This is a genomic window from Larkinella ripae, assembly GCF_054780775.1.
In genome coordinates, this window is sequence record NZ_BAAGVR010000028.1 from 208720 (window position 1) to 226964 (window position 18245).

The following is an 18245-nucleotide window of genomic DNA, read 5'->3' on the forward strand; positions in this document are numbered from 1 at the left end:
TCAAAGAAAAGAACGTACAGGATTCCAAACCGCCCGAAACCCGGGCGGTTTTTTTGTTGCAGAGCCGGAAAACCAGAAACCAGAACCCGCATTAAGGTTGTTATCAAGTTGTACAATTGGCGGGATTTGTGTTTCTTGACGGCATCTTCCGATATTCTTCTCTCAATGACAAAACCACAAAAAAAATTATTTCTGCTGGATGCGTTGGCGCTGATTTACCGCGCTCATTTTGCATTCAGTAAGGCCCCCCGCATTACGTCACGCGGTATGAATACCAGTTGTGTGTTTGGTTTTACCAACGCCCTGCTGGAGATTCTTCAGAAAGAAAAACCGACCCACATCGGCGTTGCGTTCGATAGCAGTAAAAAGACATTCCGGCACGAAACCTTTGTCGAATACAAGGCCAACCGCCAGGCCATGCCCGAAGACATCAGCATTGCCATTCCCTACGTGAAGAAGCTGGTGGAAGCCATGAACATTCCCATTCTGATTCTGGATGGTTACGAAGCCGACGACATTATCGGTACGATTGCCAAACGGGCTGCGAGGGCTGATTTTGAGGTGTTTATGATGACGCCGGACAAGGATTACGGCCAACTGGTTGAAGATCATATCTACGTATACCGTCCGGCTTTCATGGGCAAAGCCGCCGAAAAGCTGGGTGTAAAAGAAGTACTGGACCGCTGGCAGATTGAAGAAATCAGTCAGGTGACCGACATGCTGGGGCTGATGGGCGATTCGGTCGACAACATACCGGGGATTCCGGGCGTGGGCGAAAAAACCGCCCAGAAACTGGTTGCCGAATTCGGAACGGTCGAAAACCTGATTGCCAACGCCGACAAGCTGAAAGGAAAGCTGAAAGACAATGTCGTGCAATTTGCGCAGCAGGGCCTGCTTTCGAAACAACTGGCAACAATTCATCTGGACGTACCGATTGATTTTAACGAAACCGCCCTGCTGCACACCGAACCGGATAAACCGCGGTTGTCGGCCCTGCTCGAGGAACTGGAATTCCGGCAATTACGCAAGCGGCTGGTCGGCGACGAGGAAGTAGACCCCATTCCGTTCCCGGTGGTGCCTCGTTCGACGCCCAAGGGCCAGATGGGGTTATTTGATGCGGAAACCGTGCTGGCTCCGGCCGCCCAATCCGGAACCGATAACCCGTCGGGAACCTCGGATCTGCCGTTTGTGGAGGAGGACGTCTCGACCCGCAACACCGCCATCTCGGCTTTTGAAAGCGGAGCGCGGCCGTCGGTTTTGCCAAACACGACGGATAGGCAGGCCGACTGGACCGAAACCGAATCCGTTGAAAGCCAGCACGAACCCCGGCGAACCATTTATTCGGTGGTGCACGATTACCGGCTGGTGGATACGGCATCGTTACGCCAGAGCCTGGTGCATTACCTGAATCAGCAGGAAACCCTCTGTTTCGATTCGGAAACAACATCGACGGACCCGGTGGAGGCCGATCTGGTGGGCTTGTCGTTTTCCTACCGCAAGGGAGAAGCGTTTTACGTGCCGGTGCCGGCCGAACGCGAAGCCGCGAAGGCCATTGTGGAGGAGTTCCGCAGCGTGTTCGAGAATCCGGCGATTCTGAAAGTCGGTCAGAACCTCAAATACGACATGCTGATGCTGAAAAAATACGGCGTCGAGGTGCAGGGGAAACTGTTCGATACGATGGTGGCGCATTACCTCATCGAACCTGAACAACGGCACAACATGGACATCATGGCCCTGACGCACCTGAACTACGACCCGGTTTCCATCGAAACGCTGATCGGGAAAAAAGGGCCGAAACAGTTGACGATGCGCGATGTGGAGATTCAGAAGGTGGTCGAATACGCCGGTGAAGATGCCGATATAACGCTGCAACTGAAGGATACGTTTGGGCCGATGCTGGAGAAAAACCAGCTCAACAAGCTGTTTGACGAGGTAGAAATGCCGCTGGTCCGGGTGCTGGGCGAAATGGAGCTGGGTGGGGTCAAAGTTGATATCAACGCCCTGAAAGATTTGTCGGCCACGCTCGAAACCGACATGCGGCAGGTGCAGGGCGAAATTTACGAACTGGCGGGCGGGCCGTTCAACATCGGTTCGCCGAAGCAATTGGGCGAGGTGCTGTTTGACAAACTGAAACTCGATAACAAAGCCAAAAAGACCAAAACCGGTCAGTACGCAACCGGCGAGGAGGTACTGACCGAACTGGAAGCCGACCACGAAATTGCCCGAAAAATTCTGGATTACCGGGAACTGGTGAAATTGAAAAACACCTACGTCGATGCGCTGCCGCTGTTGATCAGCCCGCGCGATGGCCGGATTCATACCTCGTTCAATCAGGCCGTGGCGGCCACGGGACGACTGAGTTCGACCAATCCGAACCTGCAAAACATTCCGATCCGGACGCCCCGGGGGCGCGAAATCCGGAAAGCATTTGTGCCGCACAGCGACGAATTTCTGATCATGTCGGCGGATTATTCGCAGATCGAACTGCGGATTATGGCGGCTTTCAGCGGGGATCAAACCATGCTCGACGCCTTCAACAACGGTATCGATATTCATACGCAAACCGCCAGCAAGGTTTTTAAGGTTGGCCTGGATGAAGTGGATTCGGACATGCGCCGGAAAGCCAAAATGGTCAATTTTGGGATTATTTACGGGATTTCGGCCTTTGGCTTATCCCGTCGGCTGCGGATTCCGCGCAAGGAAGCCGCCGAGATCATTCAGGAGTATTTCGCCGGTTTTCCGGCCATCAAACAGTACATGGATGGCGCGATTGCCAAAGCCCGGGAGTATGAGTACGCCGAAACGATTCTGGGCCGTCGGCGGTATTTGCGCGACATCAATTCCCGAAACATGACCGACCGGAGTTTTGCCGAGCGCAACGCCATCAACGCGCCCATTCAGGGATCGGCGGCCGATATGATCAAAATTGCGATGATCAAAATTGATGAGTTTATCCGGGAAAACCGCCTGAAATCGCGCATGATTCTGACGGTGCACGATGAACTGGTGTTCGACGCGCACAAGGATGAACTGGATATTCTGAAAGAAAATGTTGCCGGACTGATGGAAAACGCGATTCCGCTGGCCGTGAAAATGGAAACCGGGATTGGATTCGGAAAAAACTGGCTGGATGCGCACTGATTAGAACGAACCTCGATGTTCGGTGTTCGTTATTCATTATTCGTGATTGGTTCAAGCCTCTTAATAATGAACAATGAACACCGAATAACGAAGGTCGGAAACGGGTGTGAAATCCGGACAAAACCGGATACCGAAAACCGCCTGATAACAAAGAATTAACAAGGTTTTTGGGAAAGAAGTCTGGTTTTTTTGTTAGTATAGAATCACTAATCCCTCTACCAATGAAAAACATTCTTGTCCCTACGGATTTCACCGGCACCTCTGACCTTGCCATCGCCTGGGCCAAATTTCTGTCCCGGCAATATAGCCGCGATGGGTTGGAAACCACCATCGTTCTGGCCCATGTAACTCAACCCTACATTCCGGATACGACTTTGCCGACGGGCGAAGTGGGGGTGGGGATTCTGGCTGCGCAGGAACTGGAGGATGTGGGCGAACTGAATTTGCAGGAACTGGCCGAACAACTCGAACGCGAAGGCTTTAAAACCCGGATCGAAACCCGGTTTGGCTCGGTTGACGGTGAAATTGTGGAGGTGGCCGATGAGCTGAAACCGGATCTGATTGTGATGGGGCGCAGCCACATCGACACCTTTTTTGACTGGCTGACCGGGAGTTCGGCGGCCGATGTCGCCATGACCGCCCACTGCCCGGTTCTGGTGGTCCCGACGCTCGAACACGGCAACAGCCATCCGGTTGGGCTGCAAAATATCGCCTACGCCACTCAACTGGAGTTTGACGAAAACCACATCCTGCGGCCGGTGGTGCAACTGGCGCGGACGTTTCAATCCAACCTGCGACTGGTAAAAATTAAGGCGGTCAATCAGCCGAACGTTTACGATGATCGCCAGTTTCTCGACCAGATCGAGGCTGAATTTGGCCGGGCGCGGTTCGCCGAGGACACCGTCGATGCCGATAACGTCGCCGAGGGATTGACCAGATACGTGAAGACGCACCAGGTTGATTTGCTGGTGATGGCCACCCGCGAACGCGATTTTCTGAGCAAACTGCTCAATCCCAGCCTGACGAAACGCATGGTGTTAAGCTCCGAAGTGCCGGTTCTGGTGTATCACGCGGAAGAAAATTACTGACGCAGCGACAGCCTGGCCGCGCCGAAATCTGGAGACAGGCGGTTTTCAATGCGTTCCATAACGTCCATTTTGAGTACCCACGGTTTGGTCTGAATACGGGCTGAAAACCGTGGGTATGTTGTATTTTAGCGGGAAGAAATCAGCTTATGGCCAAACGCCGGTACAAACATTCGGAGAAAAAAGTGGGAGCCTCGCCGGGTTCCCTGATTTACGTTGGTCAGGAGATCGATTACAAAACGACCATTCGCCGGATCGACTACAACGAAGCCAGCTACTCGGTCGAACCGGTAAAACGGCTTTCGGCCTGCGGAAAACCGGGTGACAACGCGCCCACGGTGTCCTGGCTGGACGTGGATGGGATTCACGAACCGGCCGTGATCGAGGGCATTGGCCAGCAATACCACCTGCATCCGCTGTTGCTCGAAGACGTCATGAACTCCCAGCAGAAGCCCAAAGTGGAAGAATACGACGGCGCGTACCTGTTTGCGACCCTCAAGATGCTGTATTTCAAGGAGCAGCGGCAGGAACTGGAAAGTGAACACCTGAGCTTTGTGCTGGGCAAAAACTACCTGATTTCGTTTCAGGAAGAACGGAAAGGCGATTTGTTTCAGCCGGTTCTGGACCGCATTCAGGCGTCGGCGGGCAAAACCCGGCGCAACGGCCCCGATTACCTGCTCTACGCCCTGATGGATTTGGTGGTCGATCATTATTTTCTGGTGCTGGATACCATTGGCGAAAAGCTGGAAACGCTCGAAAACAGCATCATTCAGCAGGTGGCCAGCCAGCACACGCTCACGCGCCTGTATACCTTGAAACGCGAACTGACGCTGATGCGCAAAGCCGTCTGGCCCGTGCGGGAGATGATCAACCGGATTTTGCTGGAAGAAAGCGACCTGATCCGACCCGCGACTATGCCCTTTCTGCGCGACCTCTACGATCACGTCATTCAGGTCTTGGACAGCATCGATTCCTACCGCGAACTGGCGACCGGTTTGCTCGACGTGTACCTGTCGACGCTGAGCAACCGCATGAATTCGGTGATGAAAACGCTTACAATTTTTTCGGCGATCTTCATGCCGCTAACGTTTATTGTGGGGGTTTACGGCATGAATTTTGACAACATGCCCGAACTGCACACCCGAAACGGCTATTTCGTCGTTTGGGTCGTCATGGCCGTTCTGACGGTTTTAATGGTGGTTTATTTCCGACGACGGCGGTGGTTTTAATACAGTTTACGGTTTTCAGGATACGGTTTACGGTGGCTGGAATGCAGTGGCCCCGGCGCAGGACGCACCGTATACCGTATCCTGAAAACCGAATACCTCTTTAAGCATGACTATTCAGGAATTTGAGATCAATACGGCCGCTGTGTATCCCCTGACCGACAGTCGGCAGGTGCTGACGGCGCTGCCGGGCGGATCGGCGAAGGCGGTTTTTTTTGCCATTCAGGGCGAGCACCACGATGGGCACCGGTATATTCGGGAGTTGTACCAGAAAAATGTCCGGCAGTTTGTTGTTGAAACCGCAGCCCTGACGTCCGAACTCCGGCACGAACTGGCGCAGTTGCCCGATGCCCTGATCTGGGAAGTAGGCAGCAGCCTGAAAACCTTGCAGGAATTAGCCGCCCGGCACCGCAGCCAGTTCGCCATTCCGGTGGTGGGCATCACGGGCAGCAACGGCAAAACCATCGTGAAAGAGTGGCTGGCGCAGGTGCTTTCGCCCGATTTCCGGATCCAGAAAAGCCCGAAAAGTTACAACTCCCAACTGGGCGTTCCCCTGTCGGTCTGGCCGCTGAATGAACAGCATACGCTGGGCATTTTTGAAGCCGGTATTTCAAAACCGGCCGAAATGCAGGCGCTTCAGTCGATTCTCCAGCCTACCATCGGTATTTTCACCAACATCGGTTCGGCCCACGACGAAGGGTTCCGGTCTCAGAAACAGAAGGTGGCCGAGAAACTGCGCTTGTTTCGGCAAAGTGAAACGCTGATTTACCGAAAGTCCTACGCCGAAATTGACGAAGAAATTCATTTGCTGCTGACCGCCGTCAATCCGACAATCCGCCTGATTAGCTGGTCGACCGAGCCCGGCGCGGAAGTCCCGGTTTCGCTGACGCAGCATTCCTACGGCACACTGATTCGGCTGGCGTGGGCGGGGCGTGCGTACCAAATCCGGGTTTCGTTTTCCGACCCCGCTTCGCTCGAAAACGCCACGCACGTGCTGCTGGCGTCGCTGGTGCTGGGCGTTACGGACGAAGCGGTTTTGCAGGAGCGGTTTTCCCGGCTGCGCCCCGTGTCGATGCGGCTGGAACTGAAAGAAGGCATTCACCGGAATCTGCTGATCGACGATTCGTACAACAACGACCTGGCGGGATTGTCCATTGCGCTCGATTTCCTGAACCAGCAGGATACCACCCGGCAGAAGGTCCTGGTGTTGTCGGACTTGCTGGAAACCGGTCTGAAGTCCGACGAACTCTATCCCGCCATTGCGCGGATGGTGGCCGAAAAAGGCGTTGGGCAACTGGTGGGAGTGGGGCCGGAAATCAGCCGGTACCAATCGGTTTTTACAATTCCGAGCCGGTTTTTTGACACGACAGCCGCCCTTTTGCAGGCCAATTTGCTGAACAAGCTAACCGATTCGGTGATTCTGGTGAAAGGAGCCCGGCGGTTTTCCTTTGAAACCGTCATTGACCGATTTGTTCAGAAGTCGCACCGCACGGTCCTGGAAATCAACCTCGATGCGCTGACGCACAACCTGAATTTTTACCGGAACAAAGTGGGGCCGCACACCAAAATCATGGTCATGGTCAAGGCGTTTGCCTACGGCAGCGGCAGTGCCGAAGTTGCCAGTTTGCTGCAATACCACCGGGTTGATTACCTGGCGGTGGCCTACGCCGATGAGGGCGTTGCGCTCCGTGAAAACGGCATCCGGCTGCCCATCATGGTCATGAATCCGGCGGCTCAGTCGTTTCGGCAACTGATTGATTATCAATTGGAACCTGAAATCTACAGTTTTCGAATTCTGGACGAATGGCGTCAGTTTCTGGCGGACGAAAAACCGCCGGCCACTGTTCCGCCCCTACACCTCAAGCTCGATACCGGCATGCACCGGCTTGGTTTTTTACCGGACGAAATTCCGGCCCTCGCCGAGGTGCTGACGGCTGATTCCGGATTGCAGGTCGCGACGGTTTTCAGTCATCTGGCGGGTTCTGACGAAGCCGAGCACACGCCCTTTTCGCAGGAGCAATACCGCCGGTTTATGGACGGAGCAACCCGCCTGGCAACGGCGCTGGGCTACCGGCCCTTGCGCCATCTGCTCAATTCGGCCGGCATCGTGCGACTGCCGGAATACAAACTGGATATGGTACGGCTGGGCATCGGTCTTTACGGCGTGGAAGTCAGCAAACTGGAACCGCAGCAGGTACAGGCCGTCGGCACCCTGAAAACCGTCATCAGTCAGATCAAAGAACTCCGGGCGGGTGAAACCGTGGGGTACAGCCGCCGGGGAGTGCTGACCCGCGATGCCCGCATTGCCACCCTCGCCATCGGATATGCCGACGGCTACGACCGCCGGTTGGGCAACGGCATCGGGCAGGTTTGGGTCAATGGTGTTTTGTGTCCGACGGTGGGGAGCATCTGCATGGACATGACGATGATCGACGTATCGGAGGCCCCGGCGCAGGAAGGGGATGAGGTGATGCTGTTTGGCGCAGCGGTTTCCATTGCCGAGCTGGCCGAGCGGATTGGCACCATTCCGTACGAGATTCTGACCGGGGTCAGTGAGCGGGTCAAGCGCGTATTTTTTCGGGAGTAACAAAAAAGCCCGCCAGCCGGAATCCGACTGACGGGCCTCATCTGTCCCCACAAACCGCTCTCACAGGGTTCTTCCGAGTAGGCAAACGCAGCGGCTTACCCGACTCATTGCTTGAGAGAAAAGACGAGTCTTTCACCTCAATAACTATTTTGGCAACTTGGCCCGGGCTTCTTCCAGGGCCAGCTTTTTCGTTTCCAGCTCTTTGGACGAACTCTCCTGTTCGGTTTTGTTCGTTTCGGTATCGCGCTGCAACTGCTCGAGTTCGCGGGCGTTTTCGTCCATCCGCTTCACGAGATTCTCTTTTTCTTTTTTGTTTCGTTCCAGATCGCGGACCAGTTTTTCGCTTTGCCGGGTCAGTTTTTCCTGCTTTTTGTGGGCTTCGTTGAACGAGTCACCGGCCAGTTTGATGTCGTAATTCAGCCGGGTGCGTTCGGCGAAATCCTTCAGCAGCGTTTCAACCTGATCGTACATCGCACTACCCGGTTTTGCATAGTCAGCGTTTCCCCGGTCAACGGCCAAAAAAATGGTCGCCTTGTTTTTATCGGTGGAAACCTTGCTGGCGACATTCAGCGGGTTGGACGACAGCGCCGGAATACTGGCCGACGGAATTTTATAGACCCCGTTGCGCCCGACGGCCACCTTGCCGTAGGATTTAGCCTGCGTTTCCCATTCTTTCTCAACGAATTTTCCGTCGATGGGAAGGTTGAGCGAAAGTCCCGGCAGCGTCATCTGATCTACTTTTTCGGTCGCCGACGAAACCGTCTGGGCCAAAACCGGCGAAGCCGTTGCGAGTACGGAACAAAACAATACGGATAAGAACAGGCGAAATACAAGCGTTTTCATTACTGTAACGATGGATGAATTAGTTTTCGTGTAATTAATAGTCGTTTCTTCCCGTCAAACAGGGTAGTGGCAAATACATAGACCTCGCCACCGGTTGCCAATCCAAGCTTTTTGCGCAGATTTTCAGCCGTTTCCGGGAAGTTCCGGACGCTCAGGTTGGCTTTTCGCTCCGGCAAAAAAACGTAAATTTCCTTTCGGTCCGGTTTGCAGTCGCCAACAATTTCAAACGAGCGGCCCGGAAAACCGGGTACGGGCTGATCGCTGGTATACAGGTGACTGTTCGGCGCCAGTTTGGTTACGCCAAACCGTTCGGCAAGGGTCCGAAAGGCGCCCGCTTTCAGAACAGACGCATTCGGTTCGTATACGTAACGCTGTGGAGCGCCAAATTGGACCTGAGCGGTTCGTTCGTCGGGTCGGTGGAAAACAAAGTACTCGTCCGGGCCGTTCGAGCGCAGGTTAACCGTCGTTACCTCAACGTTCGGCGGGGCGTTTTCGGTCAAAACAAACAAAACTTCCTTGCACTCATTATCGACCGAAACGACGTGGATGGCGGCCACGTCGGGGAGTTGCCGCGTCACGTTCTCGATATCGATTAGGGGCGAGGTTTTGAGCAAAACCGCCCGGGCTTTTTTTCGAAAACCGGTTTGGTCGTCAGATTGGTACCACGCCAGCACGTTGGGTTCGCAATCTTCCAGCCGAACCATTTTGCCACCCTGCTGATCCCGCCGGGCGGGGTCCAGATACAACCAGTCGGCGGTTTCGGTAAAGTGCCGTAAAAAACCGGCGGCATTCGGTACCAGCCCTTCTGACTGCGGAAATTCAATGTTTACGCCACCCAGTTTGGGCAGATTAAAAGCGGCCAGCTCCGCCAGATGGGGTTGCTGCTCGATGTACAGAACGCGATCGGCCTGCCGGGAAAACGCCAGCGCATCGACGCCCATTCCGCCCGTGAGGTCGATGACCAAGCCCGGTTTTTCGGTGTAACGGGCAAGGATAGAGGCTTTGTAAGTGGCCGTCCGCTCCGACGAAGCCTGTTCAACGGAGAGCGCGGGCGGCAAAATCAGATCCGGATTGGCGTACCAGCCGGGCAATTTATAGCGGGCTTTCTGGCGGGCCACCAACTGGGCCGTCAGGCTTTTTACCCGCAACGTTTTAGATTCCGGATAGCGCAGGGGTAACGTATGGGGGTCATCGGTTAGGTGTTCTTGTAGAAATGCTATTTCTTCGGAATTAAATAATATCATAATTTTTATAAATTATATTAATTATTTAAATATTAAAAAGAGATTAAAATTTATTTGACGATTTTGCAGATGGGAACGGATTGTTCTTCACTATCACACATAGACGAATTTTAATTTAATTACTTATGAAAGTTCTTAGCCCTTTCAGGTCGCTAGCAAACTATTCCATGTCGGCCTTCCGGTCGGACTTACCGGCGGGATTATCAGTTTTTCTGGTGGCCCTTCCACTTTGTTTGGGGATTGCGTTGGCATCGGGTGCGCCTTTATTTTCCGGCCTGGTGGCCGGAATGATTGGTGGACTCATTATTGGTATACTTTCCGGGTCGGAAGTCAGCGTGAGCGGCCCGGCGGCTGGCCTGGCCGTCATCGTGGCCGACAGCATCAATAACCTGGGTCAATTTGACGTGTTTTTGACGGCGGTCGTTATTGCCGGAATCATCCAGTTCGTTCTGGGCCTGCTAAAAGCCGGGAAATTTAGCGGTTATTTTCCGGACAGCGTAATCCGGGGCTTGCTCGTGGCGATTGGGCTGGTGATTATTCTGAAGCAGATTCCGCACGCCCTGGGTCGTGACAATGATTTTGAAGGCGAATTTGAGTTTCAGCAACTGGCCGACGGCGAAAACACCCTTTCCGAAATCTACCGGGCCGTCGTGACGGCCAGCATGGGTGCCGTCATCATCAGTGTGGCTTCGTTTCTGCTCTTGTTTTTCTGGGAAAAGTTAGCCAAAAAGGGCCTCGGTTTTTTCAAAAACTTTCCGGGTGCGTTGGCCGTGGTGGTTTTGGGTATCGGTCTGAACGAGCTATTCCGGGTTGCCATACCCGGCTGGTACCTGGGCACGTCGGCGGATCAGCACATGGTGCAGATCCCGAGCATCGAGCCCGACAAAGGCATTTTCTCGATTTTTTATTTTCCGGATTTCAGCGCGTTGAGTAACCCCAAGGTGTATGTGACGGCCATCACGATTGCAATCGTTGCCAGTCTGGAAACCCTGCTGAACCTGGAAGCCGCCGACAAACTCGATCCGCAAAAACGGGTGTCCTCGCCCGATCAGGAGATGGTGGCGCAGGGCATTGGAAATTTCATTTCGGGCTTGATCGGCGGTTTACCGCTCACGTCCGTGATTGTTCGGACATCGGCCAACGTCTACGGGGGCAGCAAAACCCGGGTATCGTCCATCACCCACGGGGTGTTTTTGCTGCTGGCGGTTTTTCTGGGTGCTCCGCTGCTGAACCTGATTCCGCTGTCGTGTCTGGCGGCTTTGCTGATTACGGTCGGTTACAAATTGGCCAAACCGGAGATTTTCAAAAAAACCTATAGGGAAGGCATCTACCAGTTCATCCCTTTCATTGTGACGGTGATCGGTATTGTGTTCACGGATCTGCTGATTGGTATTGGCATTGGCCTGGTGGTGGGCATCCTGTTTGTGCTGTTTACCAATTTTCAGGCTGCTTTTCGGGTCGTCCGGGATGGAAACAAAGTGCTGATCAAGATTCAGAAAGACCTGTATTTCCTGATCAAACCGCAGTTGAAGCAGGCTCTGCGGGAGTTGCAGCCGGGCGATCAGGTGCTGGTCGACGGCACGTACGCATCCTTCATTGATCACGATATTTACAACATTCTGCAGGACTTTAAGGAAACGGCTCATACGCAGGGCATCAAGTACGAGTTGAAAAATGTGGCATTAACAAAACGCAGTATACGCAGCCATGCACGCACACGAGAAGTTACTATTAGCGAATAAGGCCTGGGCACTCGATAAACTGGAGCTCGACGAGCACTATTTCGACAACCTGGCGGCTGATCAAAAACCGCAGTTTCTGTGGATTGGCTGCTCCGACAGCCGCGTTTCGGCCGAGGAGATCACGGGGACCACACCGGGCGAAATGTTTGTCCACCGGAACATCGCCAATCAGGTCATTTCTTCGGACCTGAACCTGCTCAGCGTGTTGCAGTACGCCGTGGAGGTGCTGAAAGTCCGGCACATCATCGTCTGCGGTCACTACGAATGCGGGGGCGTCAAAGCGGCCCTGCTCGACAAACGGTACGGCCTGATTGACAACTGGTTGCAGAACATTCAGCTGGTCAAGCAGAAATATGCGGATGAACTGAACGCAATCGCCGACGAACCCGCCCGGTTTAACCGCCTGGTCGAACTCAGTACGCGGGAGCAGGTTTTTAACCTGGGACATACGGCGGTGATTCAGGAAGCCTGGAACCGGAAACAGGAGCTGTGGATTCACGGCTGGGTTTTTGACCTTCACAAGGGCGAGTTGAAGGAAATCATCGATTTGTCGTCGGAAGATCAGTCGGCGGTGGATTTTGTCAAGGAATTAGGCACCGAAGACGGTCTGGCCAAAGCCCTCACCACCGACATTCGGTTGCTGACGGACAAGTAAATATGGAATGATGAATGATGGATGGTGAACGATGAATTACTGCCATAGCGCATTTATCGTTCACCATCCATCCTTCATCATTCTTTTGCGCATGTGTAGGAAAAAACCGGTTTATGTTGCTTTTTTATGCCGTTTTCCAAAACCCTACACAATTCATGCGCATTAAAAAAGCCGCGGCCACCGAAGCAAACGGGGTCTGGCGGGTCATTACGGCCTCCTCGGTTGGCACCCTCATCGAGTGGTACGACTTTTACATTTTTGGTAGTCTGGCGACCATTCTCTCCGCCCAGTTTTTTCCGAAAGACAATCCCACGGCCGGTTTTTTATCGACACTGGCCACCTTCGCTGCCGGTTTTATCGTGCGTCCGTTCGGTGCGCTGGTCTTCGGCCGACTCGGCGATCTGGTCGGGCGGAAATACACCTTTTTGCTGACGCTCGTTTTGATGGGCGGCTCGACGTTTCTGATTGGCTGCGTACCGGACTACGAGTCCATCGGGATGCTGGCTCCGGCGCTGGTGCTGCTGCTGCGGCTGGTGCAGGGGCTGGCGCTGGGTGGTGAATACGGTGGGGCCGCCACCTACGTGGCCGAGCACTCGCCCGACGGCAAACGGGGGTATTTTACCAGCTTTATTCAGACCACGGCCACGCTGGGGTTGTTCGTGTCGCTGGGCGTGATTCTGCTGACCCGGCAATCGCTGGGAACCGACGCGTTCAACACCTGGGGCTGGCGGGTGCCGTTCCTGCTATCGGCTTTTCTGGTCGGCATTTCCGTTTACATCCGGCTGCGGATGGAGGAATCACCCCTGTTCAAGAAGATCAAGCAGGAGGGCAAAGTGTCCACCAATCCGCTGAAAGAAAGTTTTGGCCGGAAAGCGAACCTGAAAATGGTGCTGCTGGCCCTGTTCGGCGCAACGGCGGGGCAGGGGGTAGTCTGGTATACGGGCCAGTTTTACGCCCTGTCGTTCATCCAGAAAATCTGCAATGTGGAGTTCGTGCAATCGAATTACATCATTGCGCTGGCGCTGTTGGTGGCCACGCCTTTCTTCGTCATCTTTGGCGGGTTGTCCGACCGCATCGGGCGCCGGAACATCATGCTGGCCGGAATGTTGCTGGGTGTGCTGACCTACCGGCCCATTTACCGCGCGATGTACAACCTGGCCGACATCAACCAGAAATTTGAAGAACCGTTCCGGCGGAGCATCGAAACCAAACAGGAGCGCGTTGAAGGCTCCAAAGAATTTAAGTCCACCACGTCCACGATCCGGTATTTTGACGACGGCACAACGTACCGGGAGATTCAGCCCCAGCCGGGGGCGGCATCGTCGGCGGTGATCAAGGAAGTGTCGCTGGGCAACGAAGCGTTCTGGCTCATGACGGTGCTGGTGCTGGTGCAGGTGCTGTACGTCACGATGGTCTACGGCCCGATTGCGGCTTTTCTGGTCGAGCTGTTTCCAACCCGGATTCGGTACACCTCCATGTCCTTGCCGTACCACATCGGAAACGGCGTTTTCGGCGGTCTGACACCGTTTATTGCCACCAGTCTGGTGGAAACCGCCAAGAAAACCGGGTCGCCGGATGCGTATTTGCAGGGCTTGTGGTATCCCATCGGAATCGCTGCGGTTTGCCTCGTGATCGGCGCGTTGTACATCGACAAAAAACAATACAAAACGGTTGAAGACTAAACCGCTGACTACTATGAATCCACTAAAAAAGACCCTGGGCCTGGTCTGGATGCTGACCGGAATGGCGCTGCTGCTGGGCTTGCCGTACCTGACCATTCAGAAACTCTCATCGGAAACCGCCAGCACGGAAGATTACGTTTTCTGGCTGGTCATCGTCGTTATTTTTCTGCCGATCACAGCCGGACTGGCCTTGTTCGGGCGGTATGCGTGGCAGGGCGAATACGATAAAGAGTAAGAAAACCGGCCCGGTAAAACCGGACGGGTTAATCAATTAAAAACAAATAATCGTAGTTTAGCAGCCTGAACTATGGCAATACAAGAAGATGAATTTCCGAATCCGAACCTTTGACGACTACCAGGAGGCTTATCGCTACAGTGTGGAAGACCCCGAAGGCTTCTGGGCCGAAATTGCCCAGAATTTTCAATGGCGCAAACCCTGGAAAAAAACACTTCAATGGAATTTTGACGAACCCAGCGTCCAATGGTTTGTTGGGGGAAAACTGAATATTACCGAAAACTGCCTCGACCGGCACCTGGCCGAACGCGGGGACCAACCCGCCATCATCTGGGAGCCCAACGACCCGCACGAAACGGGCCTGACGCTGACCTACCGCATGCTGCACGATCAGGTGTGCCGCATGGCCAACGTGTTGAAACGCAACGGCGTCGGTAAAGGCGACCGCGTTTGTATTTACATGCCGATGGTGCCCGAACTGGCCATTGCCGTGCTGGCCTGCGCCCGGATCGGGGCCATTCACTCGGTGGTGTTTGGCGGTTTTTCGGCCCAATCCATCGCCGACCGGATCAACGACGCGCAATGTCGTCTGGTCATCACTTCCGACGGTGCCTACCGGGGCAACAAGGAAATCCCGATGAAGGAAACCGTCGACGATGCCCTGGTGCAGTGTCCGAGCGTGCAGAAGGTGATCGTGCTGACCCGCACGCGCACCCCGGTTTCGATGTTCAAAGGCCGCGATGTGTGGATGGAACAGGAGTTGAAGCTGGTGACCGCCGAATGCCCCGCCGAAGAAATGGACGCCGAAGACATGCTCTTCATTTTGTATACGTCGGGCTCGACGGGCAAACCGAAAGGCGTGGTGCACACTTGCGGAGGCTACATGATTTACACGGCCTACACGTTTCAAAACGTTTTTCAGTACGAACCGGGGCAGGTTCATTTTTGTACCGCCGACATTGGCTGGATCACCGGCCACAGCTACATCGTCTACGGACCGCTGGCCTGCGGAGCCACTAGCCTGCTTTTTGAGGGCGTTCCGACCTGGCCGGACAACGGGCGGTTCTGGGACATTGTCGACAAACACCAGGTGGACATTTTGTATACGGCGCCGACGGCCATCCGGTCGCTGATGGGGTTTGGGCTCGAAAAAGTAGAGAACCACGACCTGAGTTCGCTGAAAGTGCTGGGCTCGGTGGGCGAACCCATCAACGAGGAAGCCTGGCACTGGTACGACGATCACATTGGCAAAAACCGCTGTCCGATTGTCGACACCTGGTGGCAAACCGAAACCGCCGGAATCCTGATTTCGCCCGTTGCCGGCATTACCAAAACGAAACCGACTTACGCCACCCTGCCGCTGCCGGGTGTGCAGCCAATTCTGGTCGATGAAAACGGGCAGGAAATCGAAGGCAATGGCGTGAGCGGTAATTTGTGCATGAAATTTCCGTGGCCGGGCATCATCCGAACAACCTACGGCGACCACGATCGCTGCCGTCAGGCCTATTTCAGCACCTACAAAGGCTTGTATTTCACCGGCGACGGCTGTCTGCGCGACGAAGATGGCTACTACCGCATCACGGGCCGGGTCGATGACGTGCTGAACGTATCGGGTCACCGCATCGGAACCGCCGAGGTGGAAAACGCCATCAACATGCACACCGGCGTGGTCGAAAGTGCCGTGGTGGGGTATCCGCACGACATCAAGGGGCAGGGTATTTATGCGTACGTAATTGCGGAAAGCCAGGTGTCGCACAGCGATGCGGATTTGATGAAACGCGACATTCTGGCGACGGTCAGCCGGGTGATTGGACCCATCGCAAAACCGGATAAGATTCAGTTTGTCAGCGGCTTACCCAAAACGCGATCCGGCAAAATCATGCGTCGGATTCTGCGCAAAATTGCCGAAGGCGAAACCGGTAACTTGGGCGACACCTCAACGCTGCTGGACCCGGCGGTGGTGGACGAAATCAAGAACGGTGCGCTGATCGGCGTGAAGTAACCGTGGTTTGCAGCGATAAAACCGGCTTTTCAGGATTAGTTTCCTGAAAAGCCGGTTTTAAGTTTTACGCTTCCAACGAAATGCCCCTTTCGGGAGTCTTATCGGAAAAAGAAGATATGATGAGAAGGCTACTTCTGATTCTGATGATCGTTGGCGGTGGATGGTTAACCCCCGCCCGGGCCTGCAGTTGCGTCGATGGCGGCCCTTTTTTGACCATTGCCGAGCGGGGTGCCTGGATGCCCGGTGTCCTGGTGGTGCGGGCGGAAGTGCGGAACCAGGAAGCCCACGGCATAGAGGTGAAAATTCTGGAGGTGCTGAACGGCCGCGAAGATAAATCGGTGATTCGGGTTTGGGGCGATCCGGGGTGGATGTGCCGGTCGTATACCACCGGTTTTAAGAAAGGCGAAAAACTGGTCCTGATTCTGGACCGGATTGACAATGCGTATTTCGAGGACGAACGGAACGGCGACTACGAACTGGGCGGCTGCGGAACGTTCGTCGTACGGGAAGGCAACAGCATTACGGGCCGGATTTCGGGCAACGATTCAGAAATGGCCCGCAACCGGTTCTTTGACGAGCTGGACGAAATTTTAAGCAAAAACCGCCCGGATATGGCCCGGATTTTTCCCAGCCCGGTGGTGGATAATTTCCTGACCGTCAACGTGCCAGCGCTCCAACAGCCGACTATTTCGGCCCAGCTTATTACGATGGCGGGGCAGCTGCTGCAAACCCGGCAACTCGAAGCCGGGAAACAGCACCAGGTGGATGTGTCGACGCTCGCGCAGGGAATTTACATCATTCTGTTCCGCACCGAACACCAGCATTACACCCGGCGGTTTGTCAAGCAGTAAAAACCGGGCGGAAAAGACCGCAAGAATCGGGTTTTTGGATAGCGTATCGCGGGGTAATTTTGGGGTATGCAAACGACAACAACCATGAACGCGCCAGAAAACCACCCTACGTACCAGCAAATTGCCCGGTCGATTGAGTTTTTAAACGAAAACTTTCGTCAGCAACCCCTGCTGGCCGATGTCGCCGACCGGGCCAACCTGAGCGAATTTCATTTCCAGCGGTTATTTTCGGATTGGGCGGGCGTGAGTCCCAAGAAATTTCTCCAATACCTGACCCTCGATTTTGCCAAGGAACGACTGCGCCAGGGCCTGACCCTGGCCGAAGCCGCCGACGAAGCCGGGCTTTCCGGAACGGGGCGCTTACACGACCTGTTCGTGGTGCTGGAAGGCGTCACGCCCGGGCAGTTCAAGCAGGCGGGCGACGGGGTAACCATCCGGTATGCGGTTTTTGATAGCCCGTTCGGTTCCTACCTGCTGGGTGTCATTGGCGATAAAGTCTGCAAACTGGCGTTTCTGGACGAAGCCGACCCCACCGACGAAGCCAGCATCGCAACCCGTTTTGCCACCGACTGGCCCGAAGCGCGGCTGGTGCACGAGCCCGAAACACTGCGCCCGCTGGCCGAAACCATTTTTTCGGATGCCGAGCGCAAGCCGCTGCGAATCCTGGTGAAAGCATCGCCGTTTCAACTAAAAGTCTGGGAAGCGTTGCTGCGCATTCCGGAAGGGCAGGTGGTTAGCTATGACCAGATTGCCGCGGCCATCGGGATGCCAACGGCGTCGCGGGCGGTCGGAACGGCCATCGGCTCCAATCCCGTGGGGTACCTGATTCCCTGCCACCGGGTTATCCGAAAAACCGGTTTATTCGGTAATTATCGCTGGGGAGCCACCCGAAAAACCGCCCTGCTCGGCTGGGAAGCGGCTTATTCGTTGCGTTAACAAGGAGAAAAGGAGG

The 18245-nt window shown here is 54.7% G+C and carries 13 protein-coding genes; 11 read left to right on the top strand and 2 right to left on the bottom strand.

Features of this window, described 5'->3' with window-relative positions:
• Positions 1–165: 165 nt before the first annotated feature.
• The 4 genes from polA (at position 166) to ACYVHX_RS22675 (ending at position 8039) form a co-directional block, all read left to right on the top strand.
• Entirely contained in the window at positions 166–3141 is a 2976-nt protein-coding gene (gene polA / locus ACYVHX_RS22660; protein WP_460673978.1) for a DNA polymerase I, read from the top strand.
• A gap of 221 nt (positions 3142–3362) precedes the next feature.
• Entirely contained in the window at positions 3363–4229 is an 867-nt protein-coding gene (locus ACYVHX_RS22665) for a universal stress protein (RefSeq protein WP_460673979.1), read from the top strand.
• Positions 4230–4375: 146 nt separating this feature from the next.
• On the top strand, positions 4376–5455 hold the full coding sequence (corA, locus tag ACYVHX_RS22670; RefSeq protein WP_460673980.1) for a magnesium/cobalt transporter CorA: 1080 nt from the start codon (positions 4376–4378) through the stop codon (positions 5453–5455).
• A gap of 106 nt (positions 5456–5561) precedes the next feature.
• Positions 5562–8039, top strand: coding sequence for a bifunctional UDP-N-acetylmuramoyl-tripeptide:D-alanyl-D-alanine ligase/alanine racemase (locus ACYVHX_RS22675; protein WP_460673981.1), 2478 nt, complete (start codon positions 5562–5564; stop codon positions 8037–8039).
• A 144-nt stretch (positions 8040–8183) separates the two neighbouring features.
• On the opposite strand, the gene ACYVHX_RS22680 is transcribed toward ACYVHX_RS22675, so the two are convergent.
• Together ACYVHX_RS22680 and ACYVHX_RS22685 are read right to left on the bottom strand one after the other, a co-directional pair.
• Positions 8184–8882: a hypothetical protein gene (locus ACYVHX_RS22680; protein WP_460673982.1), complete on the bottom strand. Its 699-nt coding sequence runs from the start codon at positions 8880–8882 to the stop codon at positions 8184–8186.
• Entirely contained in the window at positions 8882–10030 is a 1149-nt protein-coding gene (locus ACYVHX_RS22685; protein WP_460673983.1) for a THUMP-like domain-containing protein, read from the bottom strand. The genes ACYVHX_RS22680 and ACYVHX_RS22685 overlap by 1 nt, the downstream gene beginning before the upstream one ends.
• A gap of 221 nt (positions 10031–10251) precedes the next feature.
• On the opposite strand from ACYVHX_RS22685, the gene ACYVHX_RS22690 reads away from it, so the two are divergent.
• From ACYVHX_RS22690 to ACYVHX_RS22720, 7 genes are all read left to right on the top strand, one after another.
• Positions 10252–11868 (top strand): SulP family inorganic anion transporter, encoded by a 1617-nt coding sequence (locus ACYVHX_RS22690; protein ID WP_460673984.1) that lies wholly within the window; start codon positions 10252–10254, stop codon positions 11866–11868.
• Entirely contained in the window at positions 11834–12523 is a 690-nt protein-coding gene (locus tag ACYVHX_RS22695) for a carbonic anhydrase (protein WP_460673985.1), read from the top strand. The genes ACYVHX_RS22690 and ACYVHX_RS22695 overlap by 35 nt, the downstream gene beginning before the upstream one ends.
• 155 nt (positions 12524–12678) lie before the next feature.
• Positions 12679–14205 (top strand): MFS transporter, encoded by a 1527-nt coding sequence (locus ACYVHX_RS22700; RefSeq protein WP_460673986.1) that lies wholly within the window; start codon positions 12679–12681, stop codon positions 14203–14205.
• 13 nt (positions 14206–14218) lie between these two features.
• Entirely contained in the window at positions 14219–14440 is a 222-nt protein-coding gene (locus ACYVHX_RS22705; protein ID WP_460673987.1) for a DUF6814 family protein, read from the top strand.
• Between the two features lie 88 nt (positions 14441–14528).
• Entirely contained in the window at positions 14529–16442 is a 1914-nt protein-coding gene (gene acs, locus ACYVHX_RS22710) for an acetate--CoA ligase (RefSeq protein ID WP_460673988.1), read from the top strand.
• 119 nt (positions 16443–16561) lie between these two features.
• Complete coding sequence (locus ACYVHX_RS22715) at positions 16562–17293, top strand: T9SS type A sorting domain-containing protein (RefSeq protein WP_460673989.1); 732 nt, start codon at positions 16562–16564, stop codon at positions 17291–17293.
• Between the two features lie 84 nt (positions 17294–17377).
• Positions 17378–18229 carry a methylated-DNA--[protein]-cysteine S-methyltransferase gene (locus ACYVHX_RS22720; RefSeq protein ID WP_460673990.1) on the top strand — a complete coding sequence of 284 codons (852 nt, stop codon included), beginning with the start codon at positions 17378–17380 and terminating at the stop codon, positions 18227–18229.
• Positions 18230–18245: the final 16 nt, after the last annotated feature.